Origin of the sequence: Tsuneonella sediminis (assembly GCF_051912845.1) — a bacterium.
Lineage (GTDB): Bacteria > Pseudomonadota > Alphaproteobacteria > Sphingomonadales > Sphingomonadaceae > Tsuneonella > Tsuneonella sediminis.
In genome coordinates this window covers 2,092,618-2,110,335 of the sequence record NZ_JBNCBU010000001.1, presented here as the reverse complement: position 1 = coordinate 2,110,335, position 17,718 = coordinate 2,092,618, and the positions used below count along the sequence as shown (strand labels likewise).

The following is a 17,718-nucleotide window of genomic DNA, read 5'->3' as shown; positions in this document are numbered from 1 at the left end:
GCCGAACGGTCAGAACTTGTACGTGAACCCGGCCAGGAAGCGGCGTCCATATATCTGGTAGTCGATGACCTGGTTGCGCGCTGCGCCGACCGAGGCGAACCGCTCGTCGGTGAGGTTCTGACCCTGGAGATAGAGCGACAGGCCTTCGAGCGCGGTGCCGGGCTGGAAATCGTACCCGATCTGCGCGTCGATGATCGTTTCGCTCAGCGCGGTCCGGCGGGTCGGCGATCCCCCGAAACCGGTGAAGTCGCCGAGGAAGGTCGAACGGTACCGTGCGCTTACGCGGCTGTTGAAGCCCCATTTCTCGAAGTAGGCGGTGCCGTTGACAACCCACTTCGAGTAACCGGGGATCGTCGTCTCGTTGCCGTTCGCATCCTCGATCTTGGTCTTGGTATAGCTGGCGCCGCCGGTGATACCGAACCCGTCGAGTGCGCTCGTGAGGGTCGCGAACGGCAGGGTCACCGCCAGTTCCGCGCCGTAGAGGTCGCCGCCTCCGGTGTTGACCGGCGCATCGAGCGTGCCGACCGTGGGCAGGTTGGGGAACGCAGCGGCGTTCGTCGGCGGCGGGAAGGCCGAATAGTCGAACGCGAAGCGGCCGCCGAAGATGTAGCTCTTGATGTCCTTGTAGAACAGCTGGAGCGCGGCGACCCCGCCACGGCCGAAATACTGCTCGACGTTGAAATCGACCGCATTGGCCCGGTAGGGGCGCAGGTACGGGTTGCCGCCGCCCCCGCGGATGATCCCGCCCGGCACCGACGTATCGATGCCATAGCCGATCGACAGGCGCATGTCGTCGAGCCGCGGCCGCATGATCTCGCGCGCGGCAGCGACACGGATCACGGTGTCGCTGGGCATGCGGAGCGAGAGGTTGAGGCTGGGAAGGACGTCCCAGAACTCGTCGCCGATGGTCCTCAGGGTCGGTCCGGTGGAGGGGAAGATGAACCCGGTCGACTTCTGGACCGTGTTGATCGCCTGAACGCCGAAGTTGCCCGTCAGCTCGCTGGCACCAAGGCTGCTCTCGATGTTCGCCTGCACGTAGGCGGTGAGGAGGTCCTCGTTGACCGTGTAGCCCTTGCTGAGCACGTCGTTCGCCGCGTTCGGGCCGGTCGTCAGGCGCGGCTCGAGCACCAGGACGCCATTGGCGAGAAGTTCGCGCGCGTCGTAGCTGACGATCGGACCCAGGCCGAGATAGCCGAGATCGGTCGAGCGCTGCAGGTACTGCGACGGGATCGGCGCCTGGAGCTGGCCATTGGGCAGCCGGATGAATGCCTCGTCGGGCGTCAGCGTCTTTTCGCGGGTGGTGTAGTTCGCCCCGACCTGCACGCTGCGGATGAAACCGTTGTCGAGGTCGCGCTCGACCTCGGCGCGGAACTGCCACAGCTCGTCGTCGATCAGGCGGTTGTTGTAGTATCCCGCCTGCGGAACCGTGCCGCCGCCCCAGCCGAGCGGGTCGGTGAGGAAGATGCGCGAAGGATCGCTGTAATTGAGCGAGGGGTCGAAAACCGTGCCGGTGAGGCCGGACTGGAACCGGATCGTGGCCGCCGCGCCGTTGCCGGTGTCGTCGCCGTTGAAGCCCGTGCCCGAATAGCTTTCGAGGCTCAGCTCGTTTCGGTCGGTCCGCGAATAGCCGATGTCGAAGAACGCGTGCCAGCCGTCGGCGCCGTCATAGTCGGCATTGAAACCGAACGAGTACTGGTCCGCCTCGCGCTGGAAGATATCGTTCCGGATGACGCCGCGCACGTTGTCGAACTGGCCCGAGGTGATCAGCCCGTTCTCGGCGGTGGCGTTGGCCGGGTTCGCGGTGGTGCCGAATGCGAAGAAGCCAAGCGGAAGCTCGATGCCCCGCTTCGACTGGTCGTCGTCGAAGTTCGAATAGAACCCGTCCGCTGTGAGGCGAAGCGTCGGCGTCGCCTGAACCTGGAACGTGCCGTTGATGCCCAGCCGCTTGAGCTGGGTCGAGGTTACGAACGACTTCGACCCCCCGATCAGCGCCTGGTTGGCGCCGTTAAGCGGCACCGAGTTGTAACCCCAGGCATTGAATTCCTGAAGCTGGTAGGGCTCGTCGACGTACGACGCCGCCAGCGACAGGCCGATCGTGTCGTCCTTGAACTGGTCGACGAAGGTCGCGTTGACGCGGTAGCCCATGTCCTTGGACCCGGCGTTGAGCTTGCCGAGGTCGGCGTACGAACCGCGCGCGCCGATCGCGAGGATCTGCTTGCCGGCCTCGAGCGGGCGGATCGTCCGGATATCGACGGTACCGACGAGGCCCTGGCCGATCAGCGACGCGGTGGGCGACTTGTAGACGACGACCTGGTTGACGATTTCAGACGGATACTGGTCAAGCTCGACCGAGCGGTTGTCGCTGGTGGTCGTCTGTTCGCGGCCGTTGAGCGTGGTCTGCGAGAAGTCCGGCCCGAAGCCGCGGATCGCGATGACGTTTGCCCGGCCGTTGAGCCGCTGCGAGGTCAGGCCCGGCAGGCGAGCGATCGATTCGCCGATCGACGCATCGGGGAGCTTGCCGATATCTTCCGCGCTGATTGCCTCGACGATCTGGTCGGCGCGCTTCTTCTCGGCGACGGCGGTCTCGAGCGATGCGCGAAAGCCCGTGACGACGATCGCCTGATCGTCTTCCTGGTCCGCCGGTTCTGCGGAAGGCGCGTCCTGCGCGAAAGCCGGGGCGGACAGGAGTCCGGCAGCAGCGACGACGGCGGCGATGCTGGCGGTGGCACGCAAGGTCTGGCGAATGGCCATTTCGAACTCTCTCCCCTTAGTCCGGTGGTCTGGCGCCACCGATCGTTCATAAAGTCAGTCCCGCGGCTCCTCGAGCGGGGTGATCGGGCGGACAGATACGGGGGGAGAGGGCCGGAGTGGAATACGGCATACGTATACTATCGCCACGCGCGGCGCGGTCCAGGCGCGAATAGTTGTTTGAGCGCAACGCCTTCGCACGGAAAATTTCGTCGAATTGAAAGCCTCCCCACGCCGGCCTATGCTCGGTCGTCGAGCCGCTCCGCGCGGCCGGGAGACGGATATGGGTCGCAAGCCGACTGGTCGGCCGACGAGTTTCGATATCGCCTACGCTGCGGGTGTATCGCAGCCCACCGTCAGCCGCGCGCTGCGCGGCGACCGCTCGGTCAGTCCGGCCACTCGCGAACGGATCGAGAGGATCGCCAGCGAGCTCAACTACACCGTCGACAAGAACGCCAGTTCGCTGCGCTCGCAGCGGTCGAACACCATTGCGCTTCTTTTCTTCGAGGACCCCACGCCCGACGAGAGCATGATCAACCCGTTCTTTCTGGCGATGCTGGGGTCGATCACCCGCGCGGCCGCCAATCGCGGGCTCGATCTCCTGATCTCGTTCCAGCGGCTCGAGGACGACTGGCACGTGCGCTACCAGGATTCGCACCGCGCCGACGGCCTGATCCTGCTGGGTTACGGCGACTGGACGATTTACCAGGAAAGGCTCGGGCAGCTCCGCCGGCAGGGCACCCACTTCGCCCGCTGGGGATCGGTGTCGTCGGACGTCGCGGGAGGCACCGTGGGGTCCGACAACTTCGAGGCCGGCAGGGTGGCCGGGGCGCACCTCATCGGCCGCGGGCGGCGGCGGATAGCGTTTATCGGACACGCCGATGCCCACTATCCCGAATTCGCCAGTCGCTACGAAGGACTGTGCAGCGCGCTGCGCGACGCGGGAGAGGAGCCCGACCTTGCGCTCCAGCGCGACGCGCTGACAAGCGAGGAAGCCGGCTTCGCGGCGGCGCAGAGCCTGATCGCGTCGGGCGCTTCGTTCGATGCCGTCTTCGCCGCATCCGACCTGATCGCGATCGGCGCCATGCGCGCCCTGTCGGAATCCGGGCGCATCGTTCCGGACGACGTTGCGGTCGTCGGGTTCGACGACATCCCCGCCGCCAGTCTCACCCGCCCGCCGCTGACGACGGTGATGCAGGACATGCGCGGTGCGGGGGAACGGCTCGTCGATACGCTGCTCGCCGATATCGAAGGCCGCCCCAGGCCAGACCCGCGCCTCCCTACCCGGCTCGTCGTGCGGGCGAGCACGGGGCCAGCCTGAACGGTATACATTCGTATGTTTGTTGCCGGGCGGGCCGCATTGCGCCAGCCCGGCACCCTGAGAGGGTGGCCCGAGCCGCCCCGGTCTAGGGAAGGATCGCCGCGCGATGGAAAAACCGCGTCAGGGCTTTGCGGCCCTCTGGAACATGAGCTTCGGGTTCTTCGGCATCCAGATCGGCTTCGCGCTGCAGAACGGCAACATGAGCCGGGTCTTCCAGACCCTCGGCGCAAGCATGGACGATCTGCCCGCACTGTGGGTCGCCGCGCCGCTGACCGGACTTCTGGTCCAGCCGATAATCGGCCACTTGAGCGATCGCACCTGGAACCGGCTCGGGCGCCGCAGGCCCTACTTCCTCGTCGGCGCGGTGCTCGCCGCGTTCTCGCTGTTCCTCATGCCGCTTGCTCCCGCGTTCGGAGCGCCACTCCTGTTCGCGGCGGCCCTGCTGTGGCTTCTCGACGCGAGCCTCAACATCTCGATGGAGCCTTTCCGCGCCTTCGTCGGCGACATGCTGCGGACCGACCAGCACGCGGCGGGCTATGCCGTGCAGACCGCCTTCATCGGAGCGGGCGCGGTCGTCGGATCGATCTTTCCATGGCTTCTCGAGCACCTCGGCGTCGCCAACGTCGCGCCCGAGGGCTCGCTGCCGGACACCGTGCGGTGGAGCTTCTGGGTCGGGGGCGCGGCGCTTTTTCTTGCGGTTCTCTGGACGGTCGTGACCACGCGGGAATACTCGCCCGAAGAGCAAGCGGCCTTCGCCGGTTCGGGTGATGCACCGCTCGAGCAGCCGGTGCGCGCGCTCGCGGCCAAGAGCTACCTGTCATGCGCCGCGTGGATCGCCGCGGGCGGTCTCGTTGCGCTGTCGGTAGGCGCGCTGGAACTCGAGAAAGAGGTCTATCTTCTGGGCGCCCTGCTCGCCGCATACGGCCTGCTGAGCGCGGTCGCGATTTCGCTCGCCAAGCAAGGTCGGGTGAACGGGATGCTCACCCAGATCGTCGGCGACTTTGCGGGCATGCCCCCTGTCATGAAACGCCTCGCGCTGGTCCAGTTCTTCAGCTGGAGCGCGCTGTTCATCATGTGGATCAACACCACGCCCGTGGTAACCCAGTACGTATTCGGAAGTACCGACACCGCCAGCCCCGCCTATAACGAGGGCGCCAACTGGGTGAACGTGCTGTTCACGGTCTACAACGGGGTCGCCGCGATCGCGGCGCTGGCGCTGCTACCGTGGCTGGCGCGCCGCTTCGGACAGGTTACCACGCATTCGATCTGCCTGGCGCTGGGTGCAGCGGGCTTCGCGATGTTCTTCTTCGTGCGCGACGCCCAGGCGCTGTTGATCGCCGAAGTCGGCATCGGCATCGCGTGGGCCAGCATTCTCGCCATGCCCTATGCCATTCTCGCCTCGAACCTGCCGCAGGCGAAACTCGGCATTTATATGGGGCTGTTCAACGTGTTCATCGTCGTCCCGCAGCTTCTCGTCGCGACCGTCATGGGCACGATCATGAAGCATGCCTTTCCCGGAGATCCGGTGTGGACGATGCTGTTCGCCGCGGCGGCCTGGTTGGTCGCCGCGCTGGCGATGACCCGAGTCGCCGCCGTAATCCCGCAAAGGACCTGATCATGAAGCACGTGATCGCGGCTCCGACCGCTCTTGCTCTTGCCCTCGCCTTCGCTCAGCCCGTGCATGCCGACGTCGATGACGATGCCGCAGTGTGGCAGCCCGAACCCTATTCGACGGTCCATCACCCGGAATGGTCGAAGGATGCCGTCCTTTACCAGATCAACACCCGCCAGTTCACGCCCGAAGGCACTTTCGCCGCCGCCGAGAAGCAGCTTCCCCGACTGAAGGCGCTGGGTGTCAACGTGCTCTGGCTCATGCCGATCCATCCGATCGGGGTCGAGAACCGCAAGGGCACGCTCGGCAGCCCCTACTCGGTGCGCGACTATTACGACGTGAACCCCGAATTCGGCACCAAGGAGGACTTCAGGCGCTTCGTCGACGCGGCCCACGCACAGGGGTTCCGCGTGATCCTCGACTGGGTCGCCAACCACACCGCATGGGACCACCCGCTGGCGAAGGAGCATCCCGACTGGTACGAGAAGGACTGGAAGGGCGATTTCCGCCCCACCCCCTGGTGGGACTGGTCGGACATCATCGACCTCGACTGGTCCAAGCCCGGCGTGCGCGAACACGTCGGCAAGGCGATGGAGATGTGGGTCCGCGACTATGGCGTGGACGGCTTCCGCGCCGACGTGGCCGGTTACGTCCCGCTGGACTTCTGGGAAAAGGAACGCGCCCGGCTCGAGGCGATCCGCCCGGTCTTCATGCTGGCCGAATGGAAGTCGTCCGAACTCACCCGCAAGGCCTTCGACGCGGTCTACGCATGGGAGTGGCATCACACCGCGGTCAGCATCGCCCAGGGCAAGGCGGAAGCGACCGCCTTTTATGGCTACTACGCCGAAAACGAGAGCGCGTGGCCGAGGGAGGCAATGCGGCTGACCTACATCGCCAACCACGACAGCAATGCGTGGGAGGGCACCCAGTACGAGAACTTCGGGGAAGCCCTGCCCGCCTTCCTCGCCCTGTCGTTCACCGGGGAAGGCCTGCCGATGCTCTACAACGGGCAGGAAGCGTGCAATGCCAAGCGCCTGGCGTTCTTCGAGAGGGACCCGATCGACTGGACGAAGCTCGAGGCGTGCGACATCGGGCCGCTGGTGCGCGACCTCATCGCCTTCCGGAATGCGAACCCGGCGCTCGCCAACGGCCAGTGGGGCGGCAGGATGAGTGCGGTGCTGACCGACCAGCCCGCGCAGATGTTCGCATGGGTGCGCGCGGTCGAGGGCAACCGCGTGGTCGGCCTGTTCAATCTCTCGGACCGGCCGGTTCGCGCGACCCTGTCCGATGCCCACGCCGCCGGACGCTATGCCGAGTTTCGCACGGGCGCACCGGTGGTTCTCGAGGCCGGCGACGTCGTCGAGCTGCCCGCATGGGGCTTCAGGTTGCTGGGCAGCCGGAACTGAGCAGGGCCGCTCGCACCCGGACGCGGCACATCGCACGAGCATTTGGGTTAGCGGGCGCCCGCTGCTAGGGGCCGCGGCGACATGATTGCCATCGACAACCTGACCGTCCGTCTCGGCGGGCGCGCCATCCTGCAGGATGCCTCCGCGACCATTCCGGCCAATGCCCGGATCGGGCTTATCGGGCGCAACGGCGCGGGCAAGTCGACGCTCATGAAAGCCCTGATCGGCGAAATCGAACCCGACCAGGGCGCGATCGAGATGCCGCGGCGCGCGCGCGTGGGATACATTGCGCAGGAGGCGCCCAGCGGCGTGATTACCCCCTTCGAGGCGGTGCTGGCAGGCGATGCCGAGCGGGCGCGGCTGCTGGCGGAGGCGGAGACCTGCACCGATATGGACCGGCTCGGCGACGTCCACGACCGGCTGCTGGCCATCGATGCCTACGCCGCTCCTTCGCGCGCGGCGATCATCCTGACCGGCCTCGGCTTCGACGAGGACATGCAGGCGCGGCCGCTCGACAGCTTCTCCGGGGGTTGGAAGATGCGGGTCGCGCTCGGCGCGTTGCTCCTGTCCGCCCCTGACATCCTGCTGCTCGACGAGCCGTCGAACCACCTCGATCTCGAGGCGACCCTGTGGCTCGAGAACTTCCTGCGGACATACCAGGGCACGCTGATCGTGATCAGCCATGAACGCGACTTGCTCAACAACGTGGTGACCGCGATCCTGCACCTCCAGGATGGCAAGCTCGCGCTCTATCCGGGCGGCTACGATGCCTTCGAGAAGCAGCGGGCGGAGCGTGCCGCGCAGATCGCCGCGGCAAGGGCCGCGCAGGACGCGCAGCGGGCGCGGCTGCAGGACTATGTCGCGCGCAACAGCGCCCGTGCCTCCACCGCAAGGCAGGCCCAGTCGCGCGCGAAAATGCTGGCGAAGATGCAGCCGATCGCGGCGGTCATCGAAGATCCAAGCCTCAGCTTCGACTTTCCTGCCCCCGACACGATGCGCCCGCCGTTGATAACGCTCGACCTGGCGGCGGTCGGCTACGGCGCCGAGCCGGTCCTCAAGCGGCTCAATCTGCGGATCGATCCCGATGACCGGATCGCGCTTCTCGGTCGCAACGGGAACGGAAAGACCACGCTCGCACGCCTTCTCGCCGCGCAACTCGCTCCGACCGAAGGGGCGATGCAGTCTTCGGGGCGCATGCGGGTGGGCTATTTCACGCAGTACCAGGTCGAGGAACTGTCGCCGGACGGGACCCCGCTCGAGCACATGACGCGCGCGATGACGGGCGCGGCGCCCGGCGCGGTACGGGCACAGCTTGGGCGGTTCGGGTTCTCCGGCCACAAGGCCACCACTCTCGTCGGCAAGCTGTCGGGAGGCGAGCGGGCCCGCCTCGCGCTGGCGCTCATCACCCGCGATGCGCCGCACCTGCTCATCCTCGACGAGCCGACCAACCACCTCGACGTCGATGCGCGCGAAGCGCTGGTGCAGGCGCTCAATGCCTTCGACGGAGCCGTCATTCTGATCAGCCACGATCGCCACATGGTCGAACTTACAGCGGACCGGCTGGTCCTCGTCGACGAGGGCACCGCCAAGGAATATTCGGGCAGCATCGAGGACTACATCGACTTCGTGCTGGGGAGGAACCAGCCGCGCGTCGCCCCCGCAGCGAAGCCGAAGAAGGACAAGCGCGCAGCCGCGAAGGACAGGGAGGCCGCGCGTCTCGCCCGAAGCGACGTGACGAAGAGTGAAAAGGCGATCGCGCGGCTCCAGGAACGGATCACGGCGCTCGATGCGGCGCTGGCTTCACCGCCGCGTGCCGGGGGTCCCTCGCCCGCCGATCTGATGCGCGAGCGGGCAGCCGTTGCAGCCGACATGGAAGCAGCCGAGATGCAATGGCTCGAGGCCCAGGAAAACCTGGAGAAGGCAGGGGCCTGATCCATGCGGACCCGCCTCAGCGTCTGCGCCCGCAAGCGGCGTTTCGGTTCGGGGGCCGAGGCGCTGGCGGCAGCGGGCCTTACCGGACTGGTCCTGCGGCATTACCGCTGCGACCGCTGCGGCGCGTTTCATCTCACCAGTCGCCGCAAGGGCAAGCGCATCCCTCGCCCGCAGGTGAGCGGAGAATCCGGGCGAGGGATGCGGGGATGAGCGGCATAATCCTGTTCAACAAGCCGTATGGCGTGCTGTCGCAGTTTACCGACGAGCGACAGGGCGCGCCCCGGCCGACGCTGGCCCGCTTCATCGACGCGCCGGGCTTCTATCCGGCCGGCCGGCTCGATTTCGACAGCGAGGGCCTGCTCGTCCTGTGCGACGATGGCCGCATGCAGGCAAGGATTGCCGATCCGCGCTTCAAGCTGTCCAAGACCTACCTTGCCCAGGTCGAAGGCGAACCCGATGAGGCGGCGCTCGGTGCGTTGCGCCGCGGTGTTCCCCTCAAGGACGGGCTTACACGGCCCGCAGTGGCCGAACGCATTGCTCCGCCCCGGCTCTGGCCGCGCGATCCGCCGATCAGGGTGCGCAAGTCGGTTCCCGACAGCTGGCTTCGGCTGACGATTACCGAAGGCCGGAACCGCCAGGTACGCCGGATGACCGCCGCGGCCGGCCATCCCACGCTGCGGCTGGTCCGCTGGTCGGTCGGCGAATGGTCGCTGGAGGGTCTTGCGCCGGGCGAATGGCAGAGGGTCTGACCGGGCAGGTCAGGCCTGCCCGGCGACTGCGAGACAGCCGCGGTTTGCGAGGTCGACGATCATTCGGACGATCTCCTCCCGAACGGCCGTGCCGGGCTCCACGACGATACGCGCATCTGCGCAGATCCGCTCCGCCAGGATGGCCGCGCGGCCGCGGCAGGGATAACCCTTTGCGTCGACGAACAGGGTCACGCTCTCCTCGTCCGTTCGAATGAACGCAAACCGGCTTGCGGGATTGCGTTCGAGGACGATGGTGCCGGCTGCCCGTTGGCGGAAGTCCTCGGCCGAAAGCGGGTCTTCCGGCGCCCAGTCCAGCGAATCGTCCTTTCGCGCGGTGACGTATTGGCCGAACCATGCCGCGAACCGGTCGCGGTCCAGCAGCGCTCCGGTGGCCATTTCGTGCAGGCGGGCAAGCGCTTCCGGCAGGATCTCGCCTGGATTCTCTGCGACCGCGAGATCCGCGTCGGTGAACCGGTCGTCCTCGCCCAGCGTGTCGAGCACGTGGTCGGCCCATGCCGATACGAGGTCGCCGCGCGACGGCGCGCGGAAACCAACCGAATAGGTCATGCAATCGCTGCTGGCCGCCACCCCGTCGTGCGCGAAACCCGGCGGGACATAAAGGATATCGCCAGGTTCGAGAACCCACTCCTCGACCGGCTCGAAATCGGCGAGCAGCCGCAGGCTCTCGTGCGGCAGGAGGCGCGCGGTCCCGTCGCACCGGCGGCCGATACTCCACCGCCGCCGTCCGAGACCCTGGATCAGGAACACGTCGTAGTGGTCGTAATGCGGGCCGACCCCGGCGCCTTCGGTCGCATAGCTGACCATCACGTCGTCGATGCGCCAGTCGGGTAGGAAGCGGAATGGTTCGATCAACCCCGCGACTGCCGGGACATGGTGGTCGACCGACTGGACGAGCAGGGTCCACGGGCTATCGCCCAGTTCGCCGAACCGGTCCGGCGCAAGCGGGCCGTGCTCGAGAACCCACCCACCGGCTCCCGTCCTGCACACGAGCCGGGATTCGACTTCCGGCTCGCACGCGAGGCCCGCCAGTTCGTCGGGATCGAGCGGGTTCTCCCAGACTTGCCACGGATTGCGAATCAGGAGCGGCCGCTTCTGCCAGTTCTCGCGAAGAAATCGCGCCGCGTCGAAATTCCGGAATCCCGGCATCAGCCACCGGACCCCTCGCCGGCCCGGTCGAGCAGGTCCATGAGGTTGCGCGCTGCATCCCTGTCCGCCGCTTCGGGAAAGGCAACGTCGAGATCCGGTGCCGCGCCAAGCATGTGGAGAATCGACCAGAGCGCAAACCGCTGTCCCCTGTCGCGCGTCAGCCCCAGATCGACAAGCATCTTGTCCACGCCCGCCGCGCGAGCCCCCTCCCCCAGATCGTCGGGAGAACGGGTGCCGAAGTATCGGAACAGGAGGTCGTCGAGGTCCATGGCAGAATCCGGCGAAGGTGTGGTAGCGGGAGACGAAACGGATACAGATTTCCGGTGGCGCGATACAACCCGCCAGGCCGGCTTCGTCAGGCCATCGCGGTGGCGAGGTCAAGCCTGGGGATCGCGACCGATCTGCGCCCGGAAAAATCGGTTCGCACGACCACGAGGTCGCTCCGTTCGAGATGCTCGAGCATCCGTCGTGCGCGGCCGACCGACCGGGTGCCGTAAAGTACCGCCAAGGCCTCGTCGTCGGGACATGGCTGGCCTTCGATCGCGGCTTTACCGATCGCGAGGAAGGGCGCCATCAGGTCGGCAGGGATCGTCTCGGCGAGACCGAGCAGGAGCGCGCCCTGTTCGCCGGGGTCAGCCAGTCCGATGCCGGCCAGGGCCTTGGAAAAGCTCTTGCGGAACTCGGCGGCGTCGAGCCCGTGGTTCTTCAGCCCGCGCATCCGGCAGCGGACCGTGAAATCCTGGAACAGCGCGGCCGCGGGAAGGAAGGTGCACCCTTCCTCGCCCGCCATGTCCATGATCACCGCGCACACCACTGCCGCCGCGTCCTCGGTCGACAGCTCGGGCTGAGGGCACGCCGCTTCCGCGCTGGCCTGGCAAACGATGGATTCCTGCAGGGCGGCGGCGGTGGCAGGCCGCGGATCTGCCATGCTCCACAGGTCCGCCTGCGCGGGCGGATCCTCTGACGGCGCGTGTAAAAGGGCTGCCATGTCGTCGCCGGTCGCGGCAGGGGGCGGCGTCAGGCCTGCGACGGTCGACTTGGCACGGGTCCGGACGCTTCCGATCCGCACCGCGACAGGGCGCCGGCTGATCGCGGGTCCCAGCCCGAGGAAATGGCCCCGTTCCAGATCCCTGATCTGTTCCGCCTGGCGCCGCTCCATCCCGAGCAGGTCGGCGGCGCGAACCATGTCGATGTCGAGGAAGGTGCGGCCCATGAGAAAGTTCGACGCCTCGGCCGCAACGTTCTTGGCCAGCTTCGCCAGTCGCTGCGTCGCGATGACTCCTGCAAGGCCTCGCTTGCGGCCCCGGCACATCAGGTTCGTCATCGCGGCAAGCGAGCTGCGCCTCGCGTCGTCGCTGACTTCTCCCGATGCGGACGGTGCAAAAAGCTGCGCCTCGTCGACGATCACCAGCGCCGGGTACCAGTGCCTGTCGGGCGCGTCGAACAGCGCGGACAGGAACTGCGCGGCGCAGCGCATCTGGTTGTCGATCTCGAGCCCGTCCAGCGCGAGCACGACCGAGGCCCGGTGTTCGCGGGCGCGCGCGGCCAACCGGGTGATCTCGGCGTCGGAATAAGCCGCCCCGTCGATTACGACGTGACCGAATTCATCGGCAAGGCTGACAAAATCGCCCTCGGGATCGATAACGATCTGCTGGACGATCGCGGCGCTCTCCTCGAGCACGCGGCGAAGCAGGTGCGACTTGCCCGATCCGCTGTTGCCCTGCACCAGCAGCCGCGTCGCGAGCAGTTCCTCGACGTCCAGGCAGACGGATGCTCCGCTGGGGTCGGTCCCGAGATCGATCTGATTCTTCACTGCGCCTCCGTAGCAAGCTCGCAGTTCCGCTCACGCCGAATGGTCCGGTTTTCCTCAGCTTTGGTCCTTCGCCGCAGCGGCTTGCGTTCGCCGCCGCCTTCCGCCATCCCCCGCACCGCCCACAAGAAATGGGGGGTCGCCCTCCGACACATCGAAAGACCTCGACATGCTGTCAAAGCTCCCGCTTGCCTGCGCCCTGCTGGCGACGTCTGCCACGGTCCACGCGCAGGTAGCGCCGCCTCTCGACGCGTCCCCGAGCGACGCCGCCACCCAGCACGCGCCGCCGGCGTCCACGGTGCCCGAGACCGCGAAGGGCGAAGCCGCGTCGACGTGGGACGTCGAGGCACCGCAGGGCCTGACCTTGCGCAAGGTGCCGGTCAACACGAACGAAGGCACCTGGATGAACGTCGACGTGTCGCCCGACGGCGCGCGCATCGCGTTCGACATGCTCGGCGACATCTACGTCATGCCGATCGCGGGCGGCACCCCGACCCGGATAGCCGAGGGCCTTTCCTACGACCAGCAACCGCGCTGGTCGCCAGACGGGACCCGGATCGCGTTCGTTTCCGATCGCGGCGGCGGCGACAACATCTGGCTCATGCGAGCGGACGGTTCCGACAAGAAGCCGCTTACCAAGGAGGATTTCCGCCTCCTCAACCAGCCCAGCTGGAGCCCTGACGGGCGGTACATCGTGGCGAAGAAGCACTTCACCACCGCCCGGTCGCTGGGCACCGGCGAGGTCTGGCTGTTCCACGTGGACGGCGGCACCGGCGTCCAGCTCGTCAAGCGCGTCGACGAGAAGCACCAGAAGGAACTCGGCGAACCGACCTTCGCGCCTGACGGCAAGACGATCTATTTCACCCGGGACATCACGCCGGGCGGGGTCTTCCAGTACGCGCAGGATTCGAATCGCAGCCTGTTCGCGATCGAACGGTACGAGCTCGAGACCGGGGAAACCCACCGGTTGACCGCCGGAAACGGAGGCGCTGTCCGCCCCAATCCTTCGCCTGACGGAAAGTACCTTGCCTTCGTGCGCCGCGAACGCGCGAAGTCGAAACTGTTCGTGCGCGATCTCGCCAGCGGCAACGAACGCAAGCTCATGGACCTGCCGGACCAGGACATGCAGGAGACCTGGGCCGTTACCGGCGTCTATCCCAACATGGACTGGACCGCCGACAGCAGCGAGATCGTGCTCTGGTCCGGCGGCAAGATCCGCCGGGTGCCGGTGAGCGGCGGAGAAGTGCGCGACGTGCCCTTCACGATCGCGGACGACCGCACGGTCGCCGAATCGCTCCATCCGGATATCGAGGTGGCCCCCGAAACCTTCCGGACCAGGATGGTGCGCTGGGCACAGGTTTCGCCTGACGGCCGGCACGTCGTCTTCGAATCGCTCGGCAAGCTCTGGCTGAAGGCGACGGACGGAGGGACGCCGCGCAGGTTGACGCGCTCGACTGACGAGCGCTTCGAAGCCTGGCCAAGCTGGTCGCGCGACGGATCGTCGATCGTCTTCGTCGACTGGGCCGACGATGACCTCGGCCGGATCATGACCGTTTCATCGAAGGGAGGGTCCGCGCGAACGGTCACGAGCGAGCCTGGCCACTATTCGAGCCCGCGCTTCTCGCCCGACGGTAAGCTGATCGCGTTCGAGGCAGGCTCCGGGGGCGGCCTCACGGCCGACCGCTGGAACCGGGACGCAGGTACTTACCTCGTCTCCGCAAGCGGGGGGCGCCCCCGCCTCGTCGAGCGCGGTGGGGGCAATCCCCAGTTCGGGGCGGATTCCGACCGCCTGTTCATGACGGCGCGGGCCGGGGACAAGCTGCAGCTGTTCAGCACCGATCTGGCAGGCGAGGCCCGGCGGGTCCACGCTTCCGGCGATCTGACGAGCGATTTCGAGGTTTCGCCCGACGGTCAGTACGCGGCCTTCCGCCAGAACTACGAGGCCCACCTGATGCCGCTTCTGCCGGGCGCGCAGGACGTGACCGCGGCGACGGACAAGGGCGCGCTCCCGGCCGTCCGGCTCAGCCAGGGCGGCGGGGACTTCATCCACTTCTCGCAAGGCGGTCGCCGCGCTCACTGGAGCATCGGGCCGGTGTTGTACTCGGCCGATACCGCAAACGCGTTTGCGGACCGATACACGGTGCCGGCATCCGGTATCGACCTGTCGCGGACGGTCCGGGCGGACCAGGCGACGGGCTCGGTTGCGCTGACCGGGGCGCGGATCATCACCATGCGCGGCGACGACGGCGGGATCATCGAGGACGGGGTCGTCCTCGTCCGGGGCAATCGCATCGCCGCCGTCGGGCCGAGATCCGAAACCGTGATCCCCGCGGGAGTGCCGACGGTCGACCTGAAGGGGAAGACGGTCGTTCCCGGCTTCATCGACGCGCACGCGCACGGACCGCAGGGGGAAAACGGGCTGGTTCCCCAGCAGAACTGGTCGGCGATGGCCAACCTCGCGCTGGGCACAACCACGATCCACGATCCTTCGAATAGCGCGATCGAGATCTTCGCCGCGAGCGAGATGCAGCGGGCGGGCATCATTCTTGCGCCGCGAATATTCTCGACCGGCGAGATCATCTACGGCGCGAAGGCGGCGGGCCGGTTCGCCGAGATCGGCAAGCTCGAGGACGCGCTGGCCCACGTCCGCCGACTGAAGGCGCAAGGGGCGATGAGCGTCAAGAACTACAACCAGCCCCGGCGAGAGCAGCGCCAGATGGTGGTCAGCGCCGCCCAGGCCGAAAACATGCTCGTGGTGCCCGAGGGCGGATCGCTGTTCAACCTCGACATGAGCCTGATCCAGGACGGGAACGCCACGGTGGAGCACAACGTGCCCGGCAGCACGTTCTACCAGGATGTCTTGCAGATGTGGTCCCAGACGGGCGTCAACTACACGCCCACGCTCGTCGTCGCCTACGGCGGACCGGGCGCCGATCCCTACTGGCGAGCCCGCACCAACCTGTGGGAGCATCCCCTGCTGACCGCGCACGTGCCGCCGGGCACTCTCGCCGCCGCGAGCGCCCGACGGGAAATCGCACCCGAGGAAGACTACGCCGACACATGGGCGGCCCGCGAGGCCCGCAAGCTTGCCGACCGCGGAATCCAGGTCAACATCGGCGCGCACGGCCAGCAGGACGGCATCGGCGCCCACTGGGAAATGTGGAGCTTCGTCAAGGGCGGCTGGACGCCGCTTCAGGCGCTCCAGGCGGCGACGATAATGCCGGCCCGGACGCTGGGCATGGAACGCGACCTCGGCATGCTGGAACCGGGCAAGCTCGCAGACCTGGTCATTCTCGACGCAAATCCTCTCGACGATATCCGCAACACCGAAAAGGTTTCGCGGGTCATGCTGGGGGGGCGGCTCTACGACGCGGCGACGCTCAACGAACAAGTCACGGGCAACCGCCGCCGCGAACCCTACTGGTGGGAACGCAGCAGCGATCCGCTCCCTGGTCGGGCCAGCCAGTCCGCGCACGAACATTGAGCACGGGGCCGGCCGCTGTGGGGCCCGCCGCTCGACCAGATTAACCGGCTGCGAGGCCGACTGCCCCCTTTCCGCGGTCGGCCCCTTCAGCTCCGTGCGGCTTACACTCCGTGCACAGGGCGAGCGCGCGCGCATCGAGCTTCCCGTTGACCCCGCTGCATCCGGCGATGACGCGGCTGGCCCATTCGCGGTATTGCTCGATCCGCTCGCGGGGCCAGTCGGGCGGGCGCGCGACAAGGTCCTCGAGGTTGCTGATCTTGTCGGCGATTTTGATCAGCTTGGCCCGATCCGACTTGTTAGGTGCCTTGAGGACCTGAAGGTCCTTGCGCACCTGCTTGTCGAGCGCCTTGTCGTCGGTGACCTCTGCGACGAGGCCAGCCACGGTCGCGCCGAACCGCGCTCGAAGTTCTTCAGTCGTAGTCTCGGTGTCCTCGACCGTATCGTGGAGGAGCGCCGCCATGAGGACGTCGACTTCCCTGATCCCCTCTTCGGCAAGGACCTGCGCGACCCGCAAGGGATGGTTGATGTAGGGGGTGGCCCCGGCGTCCTTGCGCCGGCAGTTGCGGTGCTTCTCCGCGGCGAAGTGCGCCGCATCGAGCAGGCGGACGATATCGTCGGGCCTAGATGAGCCAGGCATGTTCATGGTCTTCTCCTTTCAGGGTGGCAATGATGGCGTCGAACAGTTCCTCGATCGGGAGACTGGTCGAGCGGGGATCGGGCGCGAGGCCCCCCACTCCCTCGAGCAGCGAGCGGGTCCATTCGGCACGTTCGGTGAACGGGGTCATGCAGGTGTCTTCGATAAAGCGGCGCCAGCGCCGCTCCTCGCGAAGGCGATGCTGGTCGAAGAAATCGATCTGGGCGTCGAAGTGCATCGAGCGGTACAGGACACACAACCGGTCCCACGGGCAGATCAGGCGGTCGAGCACGTAGGGGCCGTAGCGCCGATGACCCTCGGGGTATGGAGCGGCAGGGTTGAGCAGGCGATACGCGTGAAGCAATCGCTCGTGGCACCGCCGCGCCAATTCCGTGAGGTAACTGTCGAGCGTGCAGCGCTGAAAACGTGCGAATGCAGCCTCGCTGTAAGACTCCACGTCGAGGCTGATGGGGTTTCTCGCCCACCAGTCGTCGTAAACGGCGAACGAGAAACCGAAACGATAGGCACAACGGTCCATCGACTGCCTCCTAGAGCAGCCGAGCGTGGTGCGCTGCCTCCGGCGAGAAGACGGGCGTTACGCTCGGCCTTCTCTGCAGCGCTCAGTTGTGAGCGGAAATTCGGGACGCCCTATTCAGAAGTCCCAATCGCAACATAAGCGAATTCGTGCACTGTTCAATGGGCATTCGTGGGTGCGCGCTGCTTCGGCGGGGCCGCGAATTCGCATCGTCCATGAACCGGCCTGTCGGAGTTCGAGCGGCCGACCGGCCACAGACGGGCGATGAAGCCGCTTCGAATTTTCTGGCAGCCTTGAGCCGATTGACGTTTCAAATCAGG

The 17,718-nt window shown here is 66.9% G+C and carries 13 protein-coding genes; 7 read left to right on the top strand and 6 right to left on the bottom strand.

Annotated features, from left to right (window positions below; genetic code table 11):
• Positions 1-9: 9 nt before the first annotated feature.
• A complete protein-coding gene (locus ACPV3N_RS10545) occupies positions 10-2,751 on the bottom strand; it encodes a TonB-dependent receptor (RefSeq protein ID WP_440117359.1) in 2,742 nt (913 codons plus the stop codon).
• 280 nt (positions 2,752-3,031) lie between these two features.
• Here ACPV3N_RS10545 and ACPV3N_RS10540 point away from each other — a divergent pair, with 280 nt between their 5' ends.
• From ACPV3N_RS10540 to ACPV3N_RS10515, 6 genes are all read left to right on the top strand, one after another.
• Positions 3,032-4,069: a LacI family DNA-binding transcriptional regulator gene (locus ACPV3N_RS10540; RefSeq protein ID WP_440117357.1), complete on the top strand. Its 1,038-nt coding sequence runs from the start codon at positions 3,032-3,034 to the stop codon at positions 4,067-4,069.
• A gap of 106 nt (positions 4,070-4,175) precedes the next feature.
• On the top strand, positions 4,176-5,684 hold the full coding sequence (locus ACPV3N_RS10535; RefSeq protein WP_440117355.1) for an MFS transporter: 1,509 nt from the start codon (positions 4,176-4,178) through the stop codon (positions 5,682-5,684).
• Between the two features lie 2 nt (positions 5,685-5,686).
• The gene (locus ACPV3N_RS10530) at positions 5,687-7,087 is read left to right on the top strand and encodes an alpha-amylase family glycosyl hydrolase (RefSeq protein WP_440117353.1); all 1,401 of its coding nucleotides are present in this window, start codon (positions 5,687-5,689) and stop codon (positions 7,085-7,087) included.
• An 81-nt stretch (positions 7,088-7,168) separates the two neighbouring features.
• Complete coding sequence (locus tag ACPV3N_RS10525) at positions 7,169-9,019, top strand: ABC-F family ATP-binding cassette domain-containing protein (protein WP_440117351.1); 1,851 nt, start codon at positions 7,169-7,171, stop codon at positions 9,017-9,019.
• 3 nt (positions 9,020-9,022) lie between these two features.
• Positions 9,023-9,229: a hypothetical protein gene (locus tag ACPV3N_RS10520; RefSeq protein WP_440117349.1), complete on the top strand. Its 207-nt coding sequence runs from the start codon at positions 9,023-9,025 to the stop codon at positions 9,227-9,229.
• Positions 9,226-9,768 (top strand): pseudouridine synthase, encoded by a 543-nt coding sequence (locus tag ACPV3N_RS10515; RefSeq protein ID WP_440117348.1) that lies wholly within the window; start codon positions 9,226-9,228, stop codon positions 9,766-9,768. Before ACPV3N_RS10520 ends, ACPV3N_RS10515 begins: the two co-directional genes overlap by 4 nt.
• 9 nt (positions 9,769-9,777) lie before the next feature.
• On the opposite strand, the gene ACPV3N_RS10510 is transcribed toward ACPV3N_RS10515, so the two are convergent.
• The 3 genes from ACPV3N_RS10510 to ACPV3N_RS10500 form a co-directional block, all read right to left on the bottom strand.
• Positions 9,778-10,935, bottom strand: coding sequence for a JmjC domain-containing protein (locus tag ACPV3N_RS10510; protein ID WP_440117346.1), 1,158 nt, complete (start codon positions 10,933-10,935; stop codon positions 9,778-9,780).
• Entirely contained in the window at positions 10,935-11,204 is a 270-nt protein-coding gene (locus ACPV3N_RS10505) for a hypothetical protein (protein ID WP_440117344.1), read from the bottom strand. The genes ACPV3N_RS10510 and ACPV3N_RS10505 overlap by 1 nt, the downstream gene beginning before the upstream one ends.
• Before the next feature lie 86 nt (positions 11,205-11,290).
• On the bottom strand, positions 11,291-12,748 hold the full coding sequence (locus ACPV3N_RS10500) for a helicase HerA domain-containing protein (RefSeq protein WP_440117342.1): 1,458 nt from the start codon (positions 12,746-12,748) through the stop codon (positions 11,291-11,293).
• A 166-nt stretch (positions 12,749-12,914) separates the two neighbouring features.
• Here ACPV3N_RS10500 and ACPV3N_RS10495 point away from each other — a divergent pair, with 166 nt between their 5' ends.
• Positions 12,915-16,229 (top strand): amidohydrolase family protein, encoded by a 3,315-nt coding sequence (locus tag ACPV3N_RS10495; protein WP_440117340.1) that lies wholly within the window; start codon positions 12,915-12,917, stop codon positions 16,227-16,229.
• Between the two features lie 40 nt (positions 16,230-16,269).
• Here the strand turns inward: ACPV3N_RS10495 and ACPV3N_RS10490 are convergent, their stop codons facing one another.
• Together ACPV3N_RS10490 and ACPV3N_RS10485 are read right to left on the bottom strand one after the other, a co-directional pair.
• A complete protein-coding gene (locus tag ACPV3N_RS10490) occupies positions 16,270-16,872 on the bottom strand; it encodes an HD domain-containing protein (protein ID WP_440117338.1) in 603 nt (200 codons plus the stop codon).
• Positions 16,850-17,401: a hypothetical protein gene (locus ACPV3N_RS10485; protein ID WP_440117336.1), complete on the bottom strand. Its 552-nt coding sequence runs from the start codon at positions 17,399-17,401 to the stop codon at positions 16,850-16,852. The genes ACPV3N_RS10490 and ACPV3N_RS10485 overlap by 23 nt, the downstream gene beginning before the upstream one ends.
• Positions 17,402-17,718 lie beyond the last annotated feature (317 nt).

Excerpts from the sequence above, each read along its gene's own strand:
- ACPV3N_RS10545 (WP_440117359.1), bottom strand. The coding sequence starts at position 2,751 with ATGGCCATTCGCCAGACCTTGCGTGCCACCGCCAGCATCGCCGCCGTC.
- ACPV3N_RS10540 (WP_440117357.1), top strand. The coding sequence starts at position 3,032 with ATGGGTCGCAAGCCGACTGGTCGGCCGACGAGTTTCGATATCGCCTAC.
- ACPV3N_RS10535 (WP_440117355.1), top strand. The coding sequence starts at position 4,176 with ATGGAAAAACCGCGTCAGGGCTTTGCGGCCCTCTGGAACATGAGCTTC.
- ACPV3N_RS10530 (WP_440117353.1), top strand. The coding sequence starts at position 5,687 with ATGAAGCACGTGATCGCGGCTCCGACCGCTCTTGCTCTTGCCCTCGCC.
- ACPV3N_RS10525 (WP_440117351.1), top strand. The coding sequence starts at position 7,169 with ATGATTGCCATCGACAACCTGACCGTCCGTCTCGGCGGGCGCGCCATC.
- ACPV3N_RS10520 (WP_440117349.1), top strand. The coding sequence starts at position 9,023 with ATGCGGACCCGCCTCAGCGTCTGCGCCCGCAAGCGGCGTTTCGGTTCG.
- ACPV3N_RS10515 (WP_440117348.1), top strand. The coding sequence starts at position 9,226 with ATGAGCGGCATAATCCTGTTCAACAAGCCGTATGGCGTGCTGTCGCAG.
- ACPV3N_RS10510 (WP_440117346.1), bottom strand. The coding sequence starts at position 10,935 with ATGCCGGGATTCCGGAATTTCGACGCGGCGCGATTTCTTCGCGAGAAC.
- ACPV3N_RS10505 (WP_440117344.1), bottom strand. The coding sequence starts at position 11,204 with ATGGACCTCGACGACCTCCTGTTCCGATACTTCGGCACCCGTTCTCCC.
- ACPV3N_RS10495 (WP_440117340.1), top strand. The coding sequence starts at position 12,915 with ATGCTGTCAAAGCTCCCGCTTGCCTGCGCCCTGCTGGCGACGTCTGCC.
- ACPV3N_RS10490 (WP_440117338.1), bottom strand. The coding sequence starts at position 16,872 with ATGAACATGCCTGGCTCATCTAGGCCCGACGATATCGTCCGCCTGCTC.
- ACPV3N_RS10485 (WP_440117336.1), bottom strand. The coding sequence starts at position 17,401 with ATGGACCGTTGTGCCTATCGTTTCGGTTTCTCGTTCGCCGTTTACGAC.